Genomic DNA, 18,744 nt, shown 5'->3' with positions numbered 1-18,744 from the left:
CGAGCGGTTTACTGCGCCGACGACGCGAGTAGAATGACCGCCCTCTTTCACCGTGCCGAGCACCTCTACATGGCCCTGCCGACTCTGCGCATCATCGGTTTCATTCTCGGCATATTTCTGATCACCCTCGCGGTCAGCATGATCATCCCGATGCTGACGCTGTTGGCTTACGAACGCACCGACGACCTACAGGCATTCATCTGGGGAAGCCTGATCACCTTCTCATGCGGCTTTGCCCTAGTCGCGCCCGGACGGCCGGCCAATACCAATCTGCGCCCGAGAGACATGTACTTCCTGACAACCATCAGCTGGGTAGTGGTCTGCTGTTTCGCCGCGCTGCCACTGATGCTGATTCAGCACATCAGTTATTCAGATGCCTTCTTCGAAACCATGTCGGGGATTACCACAACCGGCGCGACGGTGCTGTCGGGTCTGGACAGCGCTTCGCCGGGCCTGCTCATATGGCGCTCGCTATTGCACTGGCTGGGCGGCATCGGCTTCATCGGCATGGCGATTGCGATTCTTCCGCTGCTGCGAGTCGGTGGCATGCGGCTGTTCCAGACCGAGTCGTCAGACTGGTCGGAGAAGGTCATGCCGCGTTCGCATGTTGCCGGCCAGTATTTGCTGGTCATCTATCTGACCTTCACTGTCGCGGCGTTCGTGGCGTTCCTGTTGACCGGCATGAGCATGTTCGACGCCATCAACCATGCGATGTCGACGGTTGCGACGGGGGGCTTCTCCACCTCCGACGCGTCAATGGGCAAGTTCGGGCCCTCAGCCCATTGGGTCGCGATCTTCTTCATGCTGCTCGGCAGCCTGCCGTTCACCCTGTATGTAATGACGCTGCGCGGCCATCGCACCGCACTGCTCAGGGACCAGCAGGTAAGAGGTTTCGTCGTGATGCTCGCCATCACCAGCCTACTGTTCAGCGGTTGGTACTGGCTGAACAACGATATTCCGGCGCTGGATGCCCTGCGCATCGTCACGTTCAGCGTGGTGTCGGTGGTGACCACCACCGGCTTTGCGGTGGACGACTACACCCAGTGGGGCGGCTTCGCCGTCATGGCGTTCTTCTATCTCACCTTCGTCGGCGGCTGCTCGGGCTCGACGTCCGGCGGGCTGAAGATGTTCCGCTTTCAGGTTGCCTATTCGCTGCTGCGGGCCAACTTCAAGCAGCTGATTCATCCCCGCGCGGTGATTCGCCAGCAATACAACGGCCACAACCTCGACGAAGAAATCGTCCGCTCGATCCTCACCTTCTCCTTCTTCATCACCATGACCATCGGTGTGCTGGCGCTATGTCTGGCATTGCTCGGGCTCGACCCGATTACCGCGCTGACCGGCGCGGCGACCGCCGTCTGCAACGTAGGCCCAGGGCTGGGCGAAATCATCGGCCCGGCGGGCAACTTCTCCACGCTGCCCGACACTGCAAAATGGCTGCTGTCGATCGGCATGCTGCTGGGCCGACTGGAGATCATCACCGTGCTGGTGTTGCTGACTCCTGCATTCTGGCGTCACTGATCAGGCTGCGGCACCTGAGCCGCGCTTGAACAGCCGACCGCCAAGGCTCACCAAAGCCAATACCACGCCGCCTGCAACGATGCCGAACGCGGCGTCGAGTAGCGTCGGCAGCAGCCCACCCAGCACCGCCCCGACGTATGGCAGCCCAAGGGCGTCGTGGGCGCTGGTCTCGATGAAATGGTGCACGGCACGGATACCGTGGGTGAGGATGCCGCCGCCCACCATGAACATTGCCGCGGTGCCGATGACCGACAGCGATTTCATCAGCCAGGGCGCGACCCTCAGAATGCCGCGACCGATGGCGCGGGCGAGGCTACTCGCCCGTTTGCTCAGAGCCAGGCCAAGATCGTCGAGCTTGACGATCGCAGCCACCAGCCCGTAGACACCCACCGTCATGAGGATGGCGATACCCACCAGCACCATGACCTGCTGACTGAACGACGCCGCCGCGACCGTACCGAGGGTGATGGCGATGATTTCAGCGGAGAGGATGAAGTCGGTACGCACTGCGCCGCTGATCTTTTTCTTCTCGAACGCCACCATGTCCACGGACGGGTCGGCGAGCGCCTTCACCGTCTCCGCGTGATCGCTGCCGTCGTTATGGAGAAAACGGTGGGCCAGCTTCTCGAAGCCCTCATAACAGAGAAAGGCGCCGCCGAGCATCAACAGTGGCGTGATCGCCCAGGGCAGAAAGGCACTGATCAGTAACGCCGCAGGGACCAAAATCGCCTTGTTGCGAAACGAGCCCTTGGCCACTGCCCAGACCACTGGAAGCTCCCGGTCGGCATTCACTCCGGTCACTTGTTGGGCGTTGAGCGCAAGGTCATCGCCCAGCACGCCAGCGGTCTTCTTCGCTGCCACCTTGGTCATGACCGACACGTCGTCGAGTACGGTTGCAATATCGTCGATTAGAGCAAGCAGGCTGCTGGCCAATTGGGTGACTCCATCTCATGAGAATGGCGCATACAAGTAACCGATATGCTGTAAGTAAGGCTACGTGCGCAATCACAGGTTCCTAGAGGCGCGAACGTGCGGCTAGGCGGTATTCGCCGGGCGTAACGCCAAACCAGCGCTTGAACGCCCGGTAGAAATTGCTCGGGTCAGCAAAGCCCAGCAGATAGGCGATTTCCAGCGGCGCCAGATCCGGCTGAGCCAAATACTGGACTGCCAGATCGCGACGGGTATCGTCGAGCAGCTGCTGGAAGCTGCTGCCCTCCTCCTGCAGACGCCGTTGAAGGGTTCGCTCCGACAGGCACAGGGCCTGCGCTACCATTTCGCGCCGCGGCTCGCCCTGCGGCAACAGCCGGCAGAGTATCTGCCGCGCGCGATGCATTACACGGGAGTCGGCGAATCGTGAAAGGTACTCGCCAGCGAAACGGTCGTGCAGCTGCGCCAGTGCTTCGTTGGCTGTTGGCAGCGGGGTCTCGACGTCGACCTGGCGGAACAGCAGCCCATAGCGAGGCGCATCGAAGCGCAGCGGCGCCTGGAACAGCTGCCGATAGGGCTCCAGATCGTCCGGTGCTCGCCCCTGGAAGCTCACCTCTAGTGGCTGCAGCATCGTTCCGGACAACCAGCGGCAGAACGTCAGACACCCGGCCAATGAGCCTTCGGCACTCTGCCGAGCCGGTGGCAGCCGATCGCCGAGGATCGTAAGGCTCAGCCGATAACCCTGTGCGCAGGGCTGGAAATCCAGATCAGCGCCCTCGGCGATGATCCGTTGATAACGCACCAGCCGGGCGAAACCTTCCTTCAGATTGCGACTGGACATCAGCGCATAGCCAACCACGTTGAGCGCCGCGGGGCGAACCTGGCGCGCCATGTCCAGGCCAATCGCCGGGTTGCCGGAGACGGCCACGGCGCGATGCCAGAGGCGGGTCATGTCGTCTTGCGCGAAGCGCGCATCGGGGTCGTTCAGCGCTGCGTAATCAAGGGCCAGTTCGTCGAACAGCTGGCGGCAGTCGATCCCTGCAGACTCCAGCGTCTGGACGATCCCCTGCGCCCAGCTTGAGGAAGTGGTGCGTTCGATCATGTGCTTCTTGTTCTTCGGATGGCGGTCAGCAGCGCTCAAGGCTACTAAACTGGCCGTGATTGTCACTGACTCGGAAGGCCTGAGAAGCCTAATCTGTCCACGACAATAACAGGAGGTACGCCATGAGTACGCAAACCGCCGAACGCTTTACCCGCTTTGCTGACTTCTACCCGTTCTATCTCGCCGAGCACAGCAACCCAACCTGCCGACGATTGCACTTTATCGGCAGCCTGCTGGTGCTGGCCATTCTCGGCTACGCATTGGCCACTCAGCAGTGGCTATGGCTGCTCGCCATGCCATTGGCCGGCTACGGCTTCGCCTGGATCGGGCATTTCATTTTCGAAAAGAATCGCCCGGCGACGTTTCAATATCCGCTGTACAGCTTTCTTGGCGACTGGGTCATGTTCAAAGACATGCTGACCGGTCGTATCCGCTTCTGAGAAGGCGGCGACAAATCCGACGGGTGTGACCGCTGTTTACTCCCTCTGGTTTGGCGATGCGACCTGGCTTGGTTATGATCTGTCGGCTGTTGTGCGGGCCGACTGTCGCCGAGTCGGCTCCGTGACCGCGAGACTGCATGCCGAAGTGCCCTATTTCCGCCGCCATCGTTGCGGACGGAAAGGGCTCGACGTCAGTCTGCAAGGCGCATAGAGAAGGCGTCGAAAAAACTACCAGGGATCGCACGCACATGACTTCCACCACGGTTGAGCGCCGCAACGGCCTCGCCACTCGCCCATTGCGCGAGTACTACTCCCGCGTGCTCGCCTACCTGATCTGCGCCGCGACGCTTGCTGCTGGAACCTACACCCAGTATTTCTCGATGGACCTGCTGTGGATGGTGCCGTATGCGCTGCTCTATCCGCACCTGGCCTATCACCTGAGCTACCGTTTCAAACGCGACCATCCCGAACGTACGGCACAGGTGCTGCTCTGCCTGGATGCCATGAACGCCGGCGCCGGCATCCTGCTGCTCGGCTTCTCCATCGTGCCCAGCCTGATGTTTCTGCTGACCCTGAGCTTCAGCGCTCTGGTGAGCGGCAGCCTGCGCAACCTGGCCATGGCGCTGGTTTGCGTGGGGTTCGGTGTAGCCCTGGCCTATCCGGTGGTGAACCTGCATTACCAAGGCGTGACGCCGCCGCTGGTTTCGCTAGTCAGCATCCTGTTCACAACCCTCTACGTCTGTGCCACGGCCTATTTCGTGCACCAGCAGGGTCAACGCCTGGCCCTGGCGCGCAAGGAGATCGAAACGGAACAGGCCAAGGCCGCACGCCTGGCACGCAACCTCGCCAAATACCTTTCGCCTCAGGTCTGGGAGTCGATCTTCACCGGCAAGCGCAGTGTTCGCCTGGAAACGCAGCGCAAACGACTGACCGTGTTCTTTTCCGACATCAAGGGTTTCACCGAGCTCGCAGAAGAGCTGGAAGCCGAAGCGCTGACCGACCTGCTCAACAACTACCTGAACGAAATGTCGAAGATCGCCCTCAAATATGGCGGCACCATCGACAAGTTTGTTGGCGATTGCGTGATGGTGTTCTTCGGTGACCCCAGCAGCCAAGGCTCGAAGAAGGACGCGGTGGCGGCAGTGTCCATGGCTATCGCCATGCGCAAGCACATGAAGGTATTGCGCCAGCAGTGGCGCGCCCAGGGCATCACCAAGCCCATGGAAATCCGCATGGGCATCAACACCGGTTATTGCACGGTGGGCAACTTCGGCGCCGATACGCGAATGGACTACACCATCATCGGCCGCGAAGTGAATCTGGCCAGCCGCCTGGAAAGTGCAGCCGAAGCCAGCGAGATCCTGGTCTCCCATGAAACCTACTCGCTGATCAAAGACGTCATCATGTGCCGCGACAAGGGTCAGATCCCGGTAAAGGGATTCTCCCGCCCGGTGCAGATCTATCAGGTTGTCGACTTCCGCCGCGACCTTGGCGCGACCTGCAGTTTCGTCGAGCACGAGCTGCCCGGTTTCTCCATGTATCTGGACACCAACGGCGTGCAGAACTTCGATAAGGAACGGGTCATCCAGGCTTTGCAGCAGGCTGCGGATAAACTTCGCGACAAGGTCATCCTCTGATTTTCTGATCCACTGGCCGCCTTCCTTCGATTGCCGATACCGGCCAACCACGCGCCCGCTTTCGAGACTGCTGCCCGATGTTATCGCTGCGCAACTACCATGATGACCTCATCGCCCACAGCCACGACCACCCTCAACTGGTGTTCGGGCTGAAAGGACTATTGGAGTTCGAAATTGCCGGGCGCGCCAGTTGCATCGGCGAGCAGGGCCTGGCGGTAATTCCCTCTACGACTCATCACGCCTGTGCCAGCACTACCGGCAGCCAATGCCTGGTGCTGGACCTTCCCTCCGAAAGCTGGGTCCGTGAGAACCTGGGCCACCATGCCGAACGCAGCCTGCGTCTGCTCGACCAGCCGGATACGCTACGCCTTGCACCTGCACAGCAGAGCCTGGTTGCCTGGCTGGCGCGAAGTCCGATCAATGATTCGGTGATCGCCGCGCAAGGTACCGTGCTGTTGCTGGCCAGCCTGGCCGACGGGCATGAAGCATTACGAGAGCAGTGCGGGCTGCCTTTGGCGGCAATTGATGCATTTATCGACCGGCACCTGCCCTACCCGCTGCAGGTCGCCGACCTGGCCCGCATCGCAGGCCTGTCTGTGGCGCGGCTACATGCACGCTTTCTCCATGAAACCGGTAAAACGCCGATGGAGTACGTGCGCCAGCGCCGCCTGCACCACGCAGAAGCCTTGCTACATGAAACCCCGCTGCCGGTGGGAGAGATTGCTGCAAGAGTCGGCTACACCTCGCAAAGCGCCTTCACCGCAGCGCTGGTGCGCGTGCGAGGTTGCACGCCGCGCATGCTGCGCCGCGAGTTGCGCGACAAAATGAATGACTGACGCGAAAGACACAGCCTTCGCTGTCGACCTAGCATGACTGCACACCACCATACCTGGGCAGCCATGAACCCCCTGCAGCACTCCCGCCTTGCCTGCTCCGATCCTGCATATCAGTCAGGTCGACGACCAAATGACCCCGCGTAACGCTCTGCTGGCGATCCATCTCGGCGCGTTGATGTTTGGCCTTTCCGGCGTGCTCGGCAAGCTGGCCGAAAGCTCGGCGCTGATCATCACCTTCGGGCGCGCGCTGTTCGCCGTGCTGGCCCTGCTGCTGGTCGCACAGCTGTTGCGGCCCAGCGGCGTCTCGCCAAACTGGCGGCAACGTGGCGGCTTGGCGTTGGGCGGTCTGCTGCTCGGTGCCCATTGGCTGACCTTCTTCATCGCCGTGAAGATCGCCGGCGTCGGCATAGCCACCCTGGGCTTCGCCAGCTTCCCGGCCTTCACCGTGCTGCTCGAAGGGCTGTTGTTCCGCGAACGCACGCGCGCGGTCGAGTTCGCCATGGTCGGACTGGTTTGCGCCGGCCTGCTTCTGGTCGCGCCGGTATTTGATCTCAGCAGCGGGCCGACTGCCGGCTTGCTCTATGGCGTGCTGTCAGGGCTGCTGTTCGCCCTTCTGTCGCTGCTCAATCGCGCCGTAACCCGGGGCCTTGATCCGGTTCGCGCGGCGCTGTGGCAGAACCTGGCGATTCTCACCGGCCTGCTGCCATTCAGCTGGCAGGCGATTCCTGCCATTCCGGCGCAGGACTGGCTCTGGCTGGCACTATTGGGCGTGCTCTGCACCGGGCTCGCACACAGCCTGTTTGTAGCCAGCCTGCGGGTGCTGAAGGCGCGTACGACTTCGGTGATCTTTGCCCTCGAACCGGTCTACGGCATCGCCTTCGCCTGGTGGCTGTTCAACGAAGAGCCAACGCTGCGCATGCTGCTGGGCGGCGCCTTGATAATCGTCGCCAGCGTCGTCACCAGCCGGTTGAAAACCCAGCCGATCACTATTCCGAAGTCCGCCAGTTGATTCTCAGCGATCGTTGTGACCCAGCGAGCGCTGCGGGTCGATGCGGTCACGCACGCGCTGCTTGAGCTCTTTTGCCTCGGGGAAGCCGCCGTCCTGTTTGCGCTCCCAGATCTGTTCGCCATCGCAGCTGATATGGAAGGTGCCACCCGTTGCAGGCACCAGGCAGACGCGCCCCAAGTCGTCGGCAAAGGTCGACAGCAACTCCTGGGCGAGCCAGGCGGCGCGCAGCAGCCACTGACACTGGGTGCAATAGGTGATGACAATTTCCGGCTTGCTTGGGGTCATTCGGGGCGTCTCCCACTGGTTCACGGCGGCCTATAATAGCCGGCTTCCTCATGCATCCCCCTGGTTCCGCCATGCTCCGCCTGTTCGTTGCCCTGCTGTTGCTGCTTGTCCTTCCTGCGTCATTCGCCGAACCAGCCCAGCCGAGAACTGGCCTGGTGCTCTCGGGCGGCGCTGCACGCGGGCTCGCCCATGTCGGCGTGCTCAAGGCATTGGAAGAGCAAGGCGTGCGCATCGACGCCATCGCCGGAACCAGCATGGGCGCAGTGGTCGGCGGGCTATACGCCGCGGGCTATAGCGTCGCGGAGCTCGAACGTCTGGCACTCACACTCGATTGGCAGCAGGTGCTCTCAGATGATCCACCCCGCCAGGAGATCCCTTACCGGCGCAAACAGGACGATCGCGATTTTCTCATCAAGCAGAAGCTCAGCTTTCGTGACGATGGCAGCCTCGGGCTGCCGTTGGGCGTGATTCAGGGCCAGAACCTCGCGCTGCTGCTTGAGCGCCTGCTGGTACATGCCAGCGACACCCGCGATTTCGATCAGTTGCCTATCCCCTTCCGCGCGGTTGCTACCGACATCGCTAACGATGAGAAGGTAATTTTCCGCCGCGGCCACCTGCCCCAGGTCATCCGCGCCAGCATGTCGATTCCCGCCGTATTCGCTCCCGTGGAAATCGACGAGCGTCTGCTGGTGGATGGCGGCATGGTCGACAACATTCCCATGGACGTCGCGCGCGACATGGGCGTCGACCGACTGATCGTGGTGGACATCGGCACACCGCTCAAGCCGCGCAAGGAGCTGCTCACGGTGGTCGATGTGCTCAACCAGACCACCACGATGATGACCCGCCGCAACTCCGAGGCGCAGCTAGCCACCCTGCAGCCGCAGGACGTTCTGATCCAGCCTCCCTTGGCCGCATACGGCTCTACCGACTTCGCCCGCGCCGAGCAGCTCGTCGATGCCGGTTACCGCGCGACTCAGGCGCTAGAAGGCCGTCTGGCCGAGATGCGTGCAACATCGGGCGGCAACCCAGCCCTGAGCCTTGCGCGCTCCAGCGACCCGCGGACGCCAGTCATCACGGCGATCCGTGTGGAAAACGACTCCAAGGTCAGCGACGCGGTGATCCGCCGGTATATTCGTCAGCCGCCCGGCGAACCACTGGATCTTGAGGATCTGCAGAAGGACATGGGTACGCTCTACGGCCTCGATTACTTCGAGCGTGTCGAGTACCGCGTCCAGCGCAGCAAACGTGGCAACACGCTGGTGATCAACGCACGCGAGAAGCGTACCGGCACCGATTACCTGCGTCTCGGCCTGAGCCTGTCCGACGACTTTCAGGGCGACAGCGTGTTCAACCTGGGCGCGAGCTATCGCAAGAATGGCATCAACGAGCTCGGTGCCGAATGGCTGACGCGCCTGCAGTTGGGTGATCGGCAGGAACTCTACAGCGAGTTCTACCAGCCGCTGGATGCCGGCTCACGCTGGTTCGTCGCGCCAAACCTGTTCGTCGAGGCACAAAACGTTGAGTCCATTCTCGATAATGACCCGATCGCCGAATACCGGCTGCAGCGGTATGGCTATGGCCTCAACGTCGGTCGGCAGATTGCCAATAATGGCGAGATCCGCTTTGGCATCGGCCAGGCCTGGGGCGAGGCCGACGTGCGCATAGGCGAGCGTGATCTGCCCGATTTCAGTTTCACCGAGGGCTACTACGAGCTGCAGTATTCGTTCGACACCCTGGACAACATTGATTTTCCCCGTGAAGGCGAAGACATCCGCCTGACCATGCGCCAGTACGATCCAAGCCTCAGCTCAGACCAGCGCTATCGGCAGTGGAATATCAAGCTGGACAAGGCGCTCAGCCACGATGCCAATACCTGGGTACTCGGTGGCCGTTATGGCCGCACCCTGGACGATGCCGAAGTGGTGACCTCGAGCTTCCTGCTCGGTGGTGCCCGTCAGCTGTCGGGCTTTCGCCAGGACGCACTGGCCGGACAGAACATCAGCCTGGCACGCATGGTGTACTACCGCCGCGTTACCCCACGGGCGTTCCAACCATTGGACTTTCCGCTTTACCTCGGCGGATCACTGGAACGTGGCCGCGTGTGGAACAACGAAAACGCCTTTGACAGCGGCTACATAAACGCCGCCAGTATCTTTCTCGGCTATGACACGCCGCTAGGCCCGCTGAACTTCGGCTTCGGCTTCAACGACGAGGATGAACGCGCGCTGTATATGAACCTGGGCCGCAGCTTCTAAGCGGCAGCGCACTTGCTCGGCCATACCACGGGTAGCAGCGCTACAGATAAGGCAAAGACGCGCAATAGTGAGGGAAAGCTAAAAACGGCTGCCGATCAGCCCGACCAATGATGACACCGACCGGCAGCCATCAGCGCTTGTCTAGATTGGCGAGGATGCGCGCATGCACCTGCTGGCATTTGCGCAGATCTTCCTCATCAATCCCGGCGAATGCATCATGGCGAACCTGAGTGGATATGGCCTCGATCTTCTCGATCAGCGGCAACGCCGGTGCACCGAGGGATATCCGCTTGGCGCGACGATCCTCGGCCGAAGCCTTGCGGTGTACCAGGCCCTGCGCTTCCAGGCTATCGAGCAAACGAGCAAGAGTCGGGCCCTCTACCGCAACGCTCTGCGCCAACTCTCGCTGGGTAGGCTCGTGATCGAAACGAGCAAGATGCAAAAGAACCAGCCAGCGCGCCTGGGAAAGGCCAAGATCAGCGAGACGTCGATCCAATTCTGCGCGCCAGCCACGCGACAGTTGAGCCAATTGCATGGCGAAGCGATGTTGCTCGGCGTACATGTACGGCCATTCCTGCAAAAACTAATTATTAGTTAGCTAACCACAGCTCCAAAAAGCAGGCAAGACGACCTTCGAGCGGTGATGGGTCGACAAAAGTCGCAATGATGGCAGTGGGACAGTCGAGCTAACCGAGAAGGCTCTAGCACCGGCCCGTTGCGGGCCAGCGCAGCGGATGCACCTCGTTACAATTCGAACTCGACCTGCAGCGCGGCGCGCACGCAATAAAGCACCTGCTCCGACACCCTCCCGGCGAACTGCTCGGCTACCGCACTGACCGCCGGCAGCTCACCCTCACCGTCGAGGAAAGCCTCCTGTATCTCTCCTAGCAGGTCTTCGGGCAGGTCCAGCGCCTGTTCGAGGCTCAACTGCTGTAGCCCGATAGCCTCGGCGAGCATTGCGTAGACGTTTTTCTCACTGCAAGCGAGCTGACGAGCGATCTGCGCTGGCGTCATGCCTGCCCGCGCCAGGGTAATCAGCTCGTGGCGTAGATCGCTAGGCGACTTGGCTACCGTCGCGACACCTTGCAGCACTTCCAGGAATGCCTGGCCGTAACGCTCCAGCTTGCGCGCGCCGACGCCGCTGATCATCGCCATGTCGGAAAGCGATGCGGGCTGGCTACGCAACATTTCTAGCAGGGTGGCGTCCGGAAAGATCACATAGGGCGGTACGCCGTGTTCCTCGGCCAGCTTGCGACGCAACGTGCGCAGGGCTTCCCAGGTCTCGCGTTCTTCGCCACGCACCAGTTGGCTGGCCGCACTGGCGGCAGGTTTTGGCGCTTTGCTGGACAGGTCCCGGCGCAGCTCCAGACTGACCTCACCGCGCAAAAGCGGACGGCAACTGTCGCTCAGACGCAATCCGCCAAAACCGTCTAAATCCACGTCGACCAGTCCGCGCGCGACCAGCTGACGGAACAACGAACGCCATTCCGCTTCGGCAAGCGTTTTGCCCATGCCGAACACAGAGAGGTGCTGATGACCGAGCCCGCGCACCTTCTCGTTGTCGCGACCCAGCAGGATGTCCACCAGATGGCCGACGCCGTAACGCTGACCGCTGCGATAGATGGCCGAAAGCGCCTGCCGCGCGGGCTCGGTGGCGTCCCAGGTCTGCACGCCGTCGACGCAGTTATCGCAATGGCCGCACGGGTTGGGCAACTCCTCGTCGAAGTACGCCAAAAGCGCCTGGCGCCGGCAGCGAGTTTCCTCGCACAGAGCCAGCATGGCGTCGAGCTTGTGCTGCTCGACCCGCTTGTGCCGCTCATCGCCCTCGGAGTTGTTGAGCATCTGCTTAAGGAAGATCACGTCCTGCAGGCCGTAGGCCATCCAGGCATCCGCAGGCAGGCCGTCACGCCCTGCCCGCCCGGTTTCCTGGTAATACGCTTCCAGGGACTTGGGCAGATCGAGGTGGGCAACGAAGCGCACGTTGGGCTTGTCGATCCCCATGCCGAAGGCGATGGTCGCTACCATGATCAGCCCCTCCTCATTGAGGAAACGCTTCTGGTGATAGGCGCGCAGCTCGTTGGGTAGACCTGCGTGATAGGGCAGCGCCGGGAAGCCCTGCTCGCTCAGGAAGGCGGCAAAATCGTCGACCTTCTTGCGCGACATGCAGTAGACGATGCCAGCGTCCCCGCGGCGCTCGGCAAGAAAACCGAGCAACTGCTTGCGTGGCTGCTCCTTGGGAACGATGCGATAGAAGATGTTCGGCCGGTCGAAACTGGAGAGAAACCGCTCGGCGTTCTCCAGATGCAGGCGCTGGACGATCTCCTCGCGGGTGCGCATGTCCGCCGTGGCAGTCAACGCGATACGTGGGACGCCCGGAAACAGCTCAGCGAGCTGACCCAACTGCATGTACTCGGGGCGGAAGTCATGTCCCCACTGGGATACGCAATGCGCCTCGTCGATGGCAAACAAGGCGACGTCCAGCCGCTGCAGAAAAGCCAGCATGCGCGGCTGGACCAGCCGCTCCGGTGCGAGATAGAGCATCTTGATCTCATTACGCCGGATGCGCTCGGCGATATCGCGATGCTCATCGGCGCTCAGCGTCGAGTTCAGCGCGACGGCCGACACCCCGAGCTCATCGAGGGTGGCCACCTGATCATCCATCAACGCGATCAAAGGTGACACCACCACCGCCAAGCCTTCGCGTAGCAGCGCCGGCACCTGATAGCACAACGACTTGCCGCCGCCGGTTGGCATCAGGACCAATGCGTCACCGCCGCTGCCGACACGCTCGATGATCGCGCCCTGGTTGCCACGAAACGCGTCGTAGCCGAAAACGTCTTTGAGGATGCGCTGTGCCTGGTCGAGCATGCCGGTCTCCGAAACAAGGCGCGCAGTATACGCGAGCGAACCCATGGAGTTCAGGATCGCGCTGCCATTACGGACGAGGTGTCGCCTGCAACGGCTCATCCGAAGGCGCGAGTAGCCTGCGCCCCGCGCCTCGTCTAGAATCCCGGTTGTCTTCCAGCCCCCAAGGTAGTTCCCGATGTCATTCGCCGAGCAACTCGCCCGCCTGCAAGTCTTTCTTGATGCAGATGACCTGCACGAGGAAGCACTGGATTACATCGCCGCCCATGGCTACCTGACAGCGCTGTGCATCTGCTCCGAGCAGGTACCCGAGCGTGAGTGGATCGACGCACTGTTTTCCGAGCCGCCCAAGTACAAGGACGACACCGAGCGCGAGGCTATCGAGGCCACGCTTATCCAGCTGAAGGCACACATTGCCCGCCAGCTGGCCAGCGACGAGGACATGGAGCTGCCCTGCGAACTGGACCTGGGCGACGAGCCTGACGACTCGGACCTGCGCGGCTGGTGCATCGGCTTCATGGAAGGCGTATTCATGCGTGAGGCAGTCTGGTTCGAGGACTCCGAGGAGGAGGTCAGCGAGCTGCTGCTGCCGATCATGGTCGGCTCGGGCCTGTTCGACGAGCAGCCGGAATTCGCCGATATCGCCGACAATCCCGAGTTGGTCGACGAGATGGTCGCGCAGATTCCGGAATTGCTGACGGCGCTGTATCTGATCTGTCATGCGCCGGAAGAAAAGCCAGCCTTGCTCAAGCCGCGCCGACACTGACGGCAGCTTCGCCACAGGCGACAGCGGTCGACACCGCCCGTCAACCAGGGGACGTCGGTAAATCTGCAGGAAGGAGGAAGCCCTTGCTTTTGCGATCACTCTTTCCGGCCCGGCAGCCCGCTGGCCCTGCCGATCCTGACCGGCACCGCAGCGAATCCGGACGCGACGGCGGGTAGCATCATGGCCCATCGGGACATTCAGCAGCATCGCAACCCTCTGGTTCGCTCGGCATTGCTGGCCGCTGGCTGGCTGGCTGTCGCGCTGGGCGTCATCGGCATATTCCTTCCGGTTCTTCCGACGACGCCGTTTCTGCTGCTTGCTGCGGCCTGCTTCGTACGCAGCTCGCAGCGCTTTTACGACTGGCTGGTGGGCCACCCGCACCTCGGCCCATGGCTTCGCGATTACCTGGAAGGCAATGGCATCCCGCTTAAGGGCAAGGCGTATGCTATCGCCACAATGTGGATCAGCATTGGCATTTCCTGCTGGCTGGTTCCGTTATTCTGGGCGCGCGTCGGCATGCTGCTGAGCGCGACGCTCGTGTCGCTGTACATCCTCAGGCAAAAGACATTGCCGGTGAGCAACGACACCGGGACCAAGTAAGACGACGCCCCGGGACCATACCGTCCCCCTTCTATACATCGACGTGATTACGCCGATATACCTCCTGCCCCATCGCACCGATCTGCCCTTCGATCAGCGCGTCGAAAGGCCGAAGCAGTTCATCGAATCGGCTAGGGCCTTCCAGAATGTTCAGTGCTGCAACGATCGCCTCAATCGTGGACAGCGCACCGGGCATGGGGGCCTTGCGCAAGCGATAGCGCGAAGTCAGGCCATCTGGCAGCGCCACACGCGGCAGCGCGGCTACCCATGGATTGATGTGAAGGATCTTGCGCGCCTTGCGCCAGGTGCCGTCCGGCACGATCAGACGTATGGGGCGCCCGATAGCGGCAAGCGTGCTGATCGGTACGGCACCCTCGCCGGGAAACAGCAGGTAGCTCCGTTCGTTGCCGTCAGAGTCGTCCTCAAAGCATTCACCGACTTCCAGCTGTGCATTGCGCAACCCCAGTACCGCCAACCGCGCTGTATTCAGCGCATGGCTCGCTTCGTTGGAATGCTGAAGAACGAGCACTCGGGTGCGACTATCCAGCGTCGGTATCAGCGCACACAGGCAGAGAGACAAAGGGCGCTGGCAGCGCGAACATCGTGGACGGGACATGGATCACCTCGGCGGCGGAGTCTGCCATATCCGGCATCAGTGTGCAGACCGACTATGCTTGCACCGACCCAATAACAAGGAACCGGCATGATCACAGTCCATCACCTGAATCACTCCAGATCCCATCGCGTCCTCTGGCTGATGGAGGAACTGGAGCTGCTCTATGAGCTGAAACGCTACGCCCGTGATCCGAAGACGATGCTCGCTCCAGCCGAACTCAAAGCCATTCACCCGCTGGGAAAATCGCCAGTGATTACCGACGACGACCTGACGCTGGCCGAATCGGCAGCCATCTTGGAATACCTGCTGGAACGGTACGGTAATGGTCGGCTTGCACCGCAGCATGACAGCGCGAACTACCGTCGATTTCGCTATTGGATGCACTACGCTGAAGGCTCGGCGATGCCACCGATGCTACTGAAGCTGGTATTCGACCGGGTCGCCAGCGGGCCGCTGCCGTTCTTAGTCCGCCCGGTAGCACGCGCCATAGCCAAGGGCGCCAATCGGGCCTTCATCGGACCGCAGCTAAAGACTCACCTGGATTACATGGAGGCGGAGCTGGAGAAATCCGACTGGTTCGCCGGAGACACATTCAGCGCAGCGGATATACAGATGAGCTTTCCGATCGAGGCGGCACGTGCCAGAGCGGGACTGGACGAGAGTCGCCCAAGGTTGATGGATTTCTTGCGACGCATACAAGAGCGGCCCGCCTATAAACGAGCCGTGGAGCGCGGAGGACCTGCCTTGCCCGCCGCCTAGAGACCGACCAGTCTTAACGGGAAGAGCGGCGATCCTGCTCGCGCCGGGCGCGCATGGGAATCGGCTGCATACGCGGCGGTTCAATCAAGCCAAGAGCGACCGCCAGCTTCCAGAACATCTCGTTGAGCCTTGCTTTCATGGTCATACCCTCCTGCGAAATAACGGGCTACATCGGAGCCATGCGGGCTTCGTGAACAGCATAATCCAACTTTCCCAGCCGCGCTCGTGCGCATTGCTGTCGCAGGCTCGTTAAGCGACGCCGCTTTGTTACGGCGCTTTACAACTGCGACCGGGGCGGCGCAAAGGCGCTCAACCAAATGCGCCGCGTTCACTCGTCGGGCGGAGCTCAGTTACGGTCAGCCTTGCGCCGATAGGGAAAGACGTCGATCACTTTGCCGCCGCGAATGGCATCCTGTAGGCCCTTCCAGTAATCAGCGTCGTACAAGTCGCCATGCAGACTGGCGAAAAGCCGGCGCTGCCCATGGTCGGCGAACAGAAAGCGCGGGAATTCTTCCGGGAACACATCATTCGGCCCAACCGAGTACCACGGCTCTGACGCCATTTCGTCTTCGGGGTAACGCGGCGGCGGGATGTGGCGGAAATTCACCTCGGTGAGAAAGCTGATCTCGTCGTAATCGTAGAAGACCACCCTTCCATGGCGGGTAACGCCGAAATTCTTCAACAGCATGTCGCCAGGAAAGATATTGGCCGCCGCCAGCTGCTTGATCGCAAGCCCATAGTCTTCCAAGACCTCGCGCACCTGCTGTTCGCTGGCGTTTTCCAGATAGAGATTCAGCGGCGTCATGCGCCGCTCGGTCCAGCAGTGGCGTACCAGCACCGTATCGCCCTGGACCTCGACCGTAGAAGGTGCAACCTCCAGCAACTCGGCGAGGCATTCGGGATCGAACTTGGCCTTGGGAAAACGGAAGTCGGCGAACTCTTGGGTGTCGGCCATGCGCCCTACCCTGTCGACACTTTTCACCAGGCGATATTTCTCGATCACGGTGGCGCGATTGACGTTCTTGATCGGCGAGAATCGATCCTTGATCAGTTTGAATACGGTGTTGAAACCCGGCAGCGTGAACACCGTCATGACCATTCCGCGCACGCCGGGCGCCATGACGAAACGGTCGTCGGTGTTGGCAAGATGATCGATCAGCGCTCGATAGAACTCGGACTTGCCGTGTTTGTAGAACCCTATCGAGGTATACAGCTCGGCGATGTGCTTGCCGGGGAGGATGCGCTTGAGAAAACCGACGAACTCCGCCGGGATCGGCACCTCGACCATGAAGTACGAGCGAGTGAAGGAAAAGATGATCGACACCTCTGCCTCGTCGGTAATCAGCGCATCGGCGACGATGCCGTCTCCCTCGCGGTGCAGCAGCGGAATAACCAGCGGCCACTGCTCGTCACGAGTGAAGATCCGACCGAGCAGATAGGCACCTTTGTTGCGGTATAGCACCGAGACGAACAGCTCCACCGTCAGCTCAGGGTCCTTGCAGACCCAGTCGGGCAGCGTTTCACACAACTGCGTTTGCAACCGCTGCAGATCACCCGCCAGATCGCGGTACGGTACGGCAAAGGCGTAATCACGCAGGATCTGCTCCAGCATGCCAGCCAGATCGCCGTTGGGCTGATAGCTGCGCGTCTGCGCCAAGCGCTCGTGGGCTCGTACAGCGGGCCGGGTGGTATGAATGAACATGGTGCCATCACGGATGCAGTCATGGCTGAACAGCCCGCAGAAGATCGAGTTGTACCAGGTCTCCGACAGCTCATCGTCGAAGCGTGGGTTGATCAGCTCGATGTAGGCGCTTTTGATCTGCGGCCACGCCTCTACCTGAAGCAGGTCGGAATGCTCATAACCGGTCAGCAAGCGACGCCGTGTTTCACTGACCTTCTCTTCGTAGAGATTGATTCGCGCGGCGGAGGCACGCTGTGCTTCCTGCCACTGCGCCTGCTCGAAGCGGGCCCGGGCGCCTTCAGTGATCAGCCGAAAGTGCTCACGGTAGCCGTCAAAACCGAGAAGGATTTGCCGAGCAATTTCAGCGGCCAGTTTCTGCTCCACCATGATGCACCCACTGCAGATGAACGTCCGCCGAGCTTAGCAGCACGCAGTTTGAAAGTCGGTTTCGGATTGCCAGTTGGCGGACGGACGACAACACTTGCAGCTCCTTTTGGTGGAAGCCACCCATGCGCCCGCTCGACATGTTTCGCCTGCTTGCCCTCGCCGCCATCTGGGGTGCGAGTTTTCTTTTCATGCGGGTCATCGCGCCGGTGCTCGGCACCTTCCCCACGGCTTTCTTCCGCGTACTGCTGGCGACGGCCGGACTGCTGGCGATCCTCGCCCTGCTCCGCGCCCGCTGGGATTTTCGCGGCAAGTTCGGCTTGTGCCTGGTGCTTGGGGTGATCAATTCAGGCATACCCTTCGCTCTGTATGCAGTGGCGGCTCAACTGGTGCCGGCCGGCTATTCGGCAATCTTCAACGCCACTACGCCGATGATGGGTGTGCTGATCGGCGCGCTGTTCTTCGCGGAAGAGCTGACCCTGGCCAAGGTGCTTGGCGTATTCAGCGGGCTAGGCGGCGTAGCGCTGCTGATGCGCATCGGGCCGGTGCCGCTGGATATGGGCCTGCTGCTCGGAGCGCTGGCCTGCCTGGGCGCCACCGCCTGTTATGGGTTCGGCGGCTTTCTTACGCGGCGCTGGATCAACGGGGACGGCGGACTGAACAGCGAGATGGTCGCATTCGGCAGTCAAGCCGGCGCGGCACTCTGCCTGCTGCCGCTGTTCGGATGGTCACTGCTGAATGCCCCGCCACCGAGCTGGGGCGGCGCAAGCGTCTGGCTCAGCCTGCTTGGACTGGGTCTGGTATGTACGGCGTTTGCCTACATTCTCTACTTCCGCCTGCTGGCGGATATCGGGCCAGTGAAGACGCTGACGGTGACGTTTCTGATCCCACCGTTCGGTGTGCTATGGGGCGTACTGTTTCTCAATGAGCCGCTGTCCTGGGCCTACGTTCAGGGCGGCGCGCTGATTGCGGTGGCGTTGTGGCTGATCCTCCGCCAGGCTCCGGCGGCCCGGCAACCGATCGATGCGCGACGCGGCTGATCGGCTCAGCCGCGTCGC

General features: G+C 61.5%; 18 protein-coding genes. 10 read left to right on the top strand and 8 right to left on the bottom strand.

Annotation, left to right across the window (positions count from 1 at the left end; translation table 11 throughout):
- Positions 1-69: 69 nt before the first annotated feature.
- Positions 70-1,521, top strand: coding sequence for a TrkH family potassium uptake protein (locus UIB01_RS08765; protein ID WP_038665560.1), 1,452 nt, complete (start codon positions 70-72; stop codon positions 1,519-1,521).
- On the opposite strand, the gene UIB01_RS08760 is transcribed toward UIB01_RS08765, so the two are convergent.
- Positions 1,522-2,454, bottom strand: coding sequence for a DUF808 domain-containing protein (locus UIB01_RS08760; protein ID WP_038659024.1), 933 nt, complete (start codon positions 2,452-2,454; stop codon positions 1,522-1,524). It abuts the gene before it with no gap.
- 82 nt (positions 2,455-2,536) lie between these two features.
- Positions 2,537-3,550 carry an AraC family transcriptional regulator gene (locus UIB01_RS08755; protein ID WP_038659021.1) on the bottom strand — a complete coding sequence of 338 codons (1,014 nt, stop codon included), beginning with the start codon at positions 3,548-3,550 and terminating at the stop codon, positions 2,537-2,539.
- 122 nt (positions 3,551-3,672) lie between these two features.
- Between UIB01_RS08755 and UIB01_RS08750 the strand changes: the two genes are divergently transcribed.
- The 4 genes from UIB01_RS08750 to UIB01_RS08735 all read left to right on the top strand — a co-directional run bounded on the left by UIB01_RS08750 (position 3,673) and on the right by UIB01_RS08735 (position 7,472).
- Positions 3,673-3,990, top strand: coding sequence for an Mpo1-like protein (locus tag UIB01_RS08750; RefSeq protein WP_038659018.1), 318 nt, complete (start codon positions 3,673-3,675; stop codon positions 3,988-3,990).
- A 248-nt stretch (positions 3,991-4,238) separates the two neighbouring features.
- Entirely contained in the window at positions 4,239-5,627 is a 1,389-nt protein-coding gene (locus UIB01_RS08745; RefSeq protein WP_038659014.1) for an adenylate/guanylate cyclase domain-containing protein, read from the top strand.
- A gap of 77 nt (positions 5,628-5,704) precedes the next feature.
- The gene (locus UIB01_RS08740) at positions 5,705-6,463 is read left to right on the top strand and encodes a helix-turn-helix transcriptional regulator (protein ID WP_038659011.1); all 759 of its coding nucleotides are present in this window, start codon (positions 5,705-5,707) and stop codon (positions 6,461-6,463) included.
- Between the two features lie 130 nt (positions 6,464-6,593).
- Entirely contained in the window at positions 6,594-7,472 is an 879-nt protein-coding gene (locus UIB01_RS08735) for a DMT family transporter (protein ID WP_038665557.1), read from the top strand.
- Positions 7,473-7,475: 3 nt separating this feature from the next.
- Here the strand turns inward: UIB01_RS08735 and UIB01_RS08730 are convergent, their stop codons facing one another.
- Entirely contained in the window at positions 7,476-7,757 is a 282-nt protein-coding gene (locus UIB01_RS08730; RefSeq protein WP_038659008.1) for an Rdx family protein, read from the bottom strand.
- 71 nt (positions 7,758-7,828) lie between these two features.
- On the opposite strand from UIB01_RS08730, the gene UIB01_RS08725 reads away from it, so the two are divergent.
- Positions 7,829-10,015 carry a patatin-like phospholipase family protein gene (locus tag UIB01_RS08725; protein ID WP_038659005.1) on the top strand — a complete coding sequence of 729 codons (2,187 nt, stop codon included), beginning with the start codon at positions 7,829-7,831 and terminating at the stop codon, positions 10,013-10,015.
- A 130-nt stretch (positions 10,016-10,145) separates the two neighbouring features.
- Here UIB01_RS08725 and UIB01_RS08720 read toward each other — a convergent pair whose 3' ends face one another.
- A complete protein-coding gene (locus tag UIB01_RS08720; RefSeq protein WP_003280620.1) occupies positions 10,146-10,577 on the bottom strand; it encodes a MarR family transcriptional regulator in 432 nt (143 codons plus the stop codon).
- 182 nt (positions 10,578-10,759) lie between these two features.
- Positions 10,760-12,883, bottom strand: coding sequence for a DNA helicase RecQ (gene recQ / locus UIB01_RS08715; RefSeq protein WP_038659002.1), 2,124 nt, complete (start codon positions 12,881-12,883; stop codon positions 10,760-10,762).
- 175 nt (positions 12,884-13,058) lie between these two features.
- Between recQ and UIB01_RS08710 the strand changes: the two genes are divergently transcribed.
- Together UIB01_RS08710 and UIB01_RS08705 are read left to right on the top strand one after the other, a co-directional pair.
- Positions 13,059-13,646, top strand: coding sequence for a UPF0149 family protein (locus tag UIB01_RS08710; protein WP_038658999.1), 588 nt, complete (start codon positions 13,059-13,061; stop codon positions 13,644-13,646).
- Between the two features lie 180 nt (positions 13,647-13,826).
- On the top strand, positions 13,827-14,246 hold the full coding sequence (locus tag UIB01_RS08705; protein WP_038658996.1) for a YbaN family protein: 420 nt from the start codon (positions 13,827-13,829) through the stop codon (positions 14,244-14,246).
- A gap of 31 nt (positions 14,247-14,277) precedes the next feature.
- Here UIB01_RS08705 and UIB01_RS08700 read toward each other — a convergent pair whose 3' ends face one another.
- The gene (locus UIB01_RS08700; RefSeq protein WP_038658993.1) at positions 14,278-14,862 is read right to left on the bottom strand and encodes a tRNA-uridine aminocarboxypropyltransferase; all 585 of its coding nucleotides are present in this window, start codon (positions 14,860-14,862) and stop codon (positions 14,278-14,280) included.
- A gap of 87 nt (positions 14,863-14,949) precedes the next feature.
- Between UIB01_RS08700 and UIB01_RS08695 the strand changes: the two genes are divergently transcribed.
- Positions 14,950-15,621, top strand: a complete 672-nt coding sequence (locus UIB01_RS08695) for a glutathione S-transferase (RefSeq protein ID WP_038658991.1) — start codon at positions 14,950-14,952, stop codon at positions 15,619-15,621.
- A 13-nt stretch (positions 15,622-15,634) separates the two neighbouring features.
- Here the strand turns inward: UIB01_RS08695 and UIB01_RS23515 are convergent, their stop codons facing one another.
- Together UIB01_RS23515 and aceK are read right to left on the bottom strand one after the other, a co-directional pair.
- A complete protein-coding gene (locus UIB01_RS23515; protein ID WP_256044323.1) occupies positions 15,635-15,760 on the bottom strand; it encodes a PA1414 family protein in 126 nt (41 codons plus the stop codon).
- A 207-nt stretch (positions 15,761-15,967) separates the two neighbouring features.
- A complete protein-coding gene (gene aceK, locus UIB01_RS08690) occupies positions 15,968-17,689 on the bottom strand; it encodes a bifunctional isocitrate dehydrogenase kinase/phosphatase (RefSeq protein ID WP_038658989.1) in 1,722 nt (573 codons plus the stop codon).
- Between the two features lie 122 nt (positions 17,690-17,811).
- Between aceK and UIB01_RS08685 the strand changes: the two genes are divergently transcribed.
- Positions 17,812-18,726, top strand: coding sequence for a DMT family transporter (locus tag UIB01_RS08685; RefSeq protein WP_038658986.1), 915 nt, complete (start codon positions 17,812-17,814; stop codon positions 18,724-18,726).
- Positions 18,727-18,744: the final 18 nt, after the last annotated feature.

Source organism: Stutzerimonas decontaminans, assembly GCF_000661915.1.
Taxonomy (GTDB): Bacteria; Pseudomonadota; Gammaproteobacteria; order Pseudomonadales; family Pseudomonadaceae; genus Stutzerimonas; species Stutzerimonas decontaminans.
The sequence above is the reverse complement of the archived record's forward strand: the minus strand, read 5'-3'. Positions and strand labels throughout refer to the sequence as shown.

What these genes read in the sequence shown, in the direction of transcription:
- UIB01_RS08765 (WP_038665560.1), top strand. Translation starts at nt 70, where the DNA reads ATGGCCCTGCCGACTCTGCGCATCATCGGTTTCATTCTCGGCATATTT.
- UIB01_RS08755 (WP_038659021.1), bottom strand. Translation starts at nt 3,550, where the DNA reads ATGATCGAACGCACCACTTCCTCAAGCTGGGCGCAGGGGATCGTCCAG.
- UIB01_RS08750 (WP_038659018.1), top strand. Translation starts at nt 3,673, where the DNA reads ATGAGTACGCAAACCGCCGAACGCTTTACCCGCTTTGCTGACTTCTAC.
- UIB01_RS08745 (WP_038659014.1), top strand. Translation starts at nt 4,239, where the DNA reads ATGACTTCCACCACGGTTGAGCGCCGCAACGGCCTCGCCACTCGCCCA.
- UIB01_RS08740 (WP_038659011.1), top strand. Translation starts at nt 5,705, where the DNA reads ATGTTATCGCTGCGCAACTACCATGATGACCTCATCGCCCACAGCCAC.
- UIB01_RS08735 (WP_038665557.1), top strand. Translation starts at nt 6,594, where the DNA reads ATGACCCCGCGTAACGCTCTGCTGGCGATCCATCTCGGCGCGTTGATG.
- UIB01_RS08730 (WP_038659008.1), bottom strand. Translation starts at nt 7,757, where the DNA reads ATGACCCCAAGCAAGCCGGAAATTGTCATCACCTATTGCACCCAGTGT.
- UIB01_RS08725 (WP_038659005.1), top strand. Translation starts at nt 7,829, where the DNA reads ATGCTCCGCCTGTTCGTTGCCCTGCTGTTGCTGCTTGTCCTTCCTGCG.
- UIB01_RS08720 (WP_003280620.1), bottom strand. Translation starts at nt 10,577, where the DNA reads ATGTACGCCGAGCAACATCGCTTCGCCATGCAATTGGCTCAACTGTCG.
- recQ (WP_038659002.1), bottom strand. Translation starts at nt 12,883, where the DNA reads ATGCTCGACCAGGCACAGCGCATCCTCAAAGACGTTTTCGGCTACGAC.
- UIB01_RS08710 (WP_038658999.1), top strand. Translation starts at nt 13,059, where the DNA reads ATGTCATTCGCCGAGCAACTCGCCCGCCTGCAAGTCTTTCTTGATGCA.
- UIB01_RS08705 (WP_038658996.1), top strand. Translation starts at nt 13,827, where the DNA reads ATGGCCCATCGGGACATTCAGCAGCATCGCAACCCTCTGGTTCGCTCG.
- UIB01_RS08700 (WP_038658993.1), bottom strand. Translation starts at nt 14,862, where the DNA reads ATGTCCCGTCCACGATGTTCGCGCTGCCAGCGCCCTTTGTCTCTCTGC.
- UIB01_RS08695 (WP_038658991.1), top strand. Translation starts at nt 14,950, where the DNA reads ATGATCACAGTCCATCACCTGAATCACTCCAGATCCCATCGCGTCCTC.
- UIB01_RS23515 (WP_256044323.1), bottom strand. Translation starts at nt 15,760, where the DNA reads ATGAAAGCAAGGCTCAACGAGATGTTCTGGAAGCTGGCGGTCGCTCTT.
- aceK (WP_038658989.1), bottom strand. Translation starts at nt 17,689, where the DNA reads ATGGTGGAGCAGAAACTGGCCGCTGAAATTGCTCGGCAAATCCTTCTC.
- UIB01_RS08685 (WP_038658986.1), top strand. Translation starts at nt 17,812, where the DNA reads ATGCGCCCGCTCGACATGTTTCGCCTGCTTGCCCTCGCCGCCATCTGG.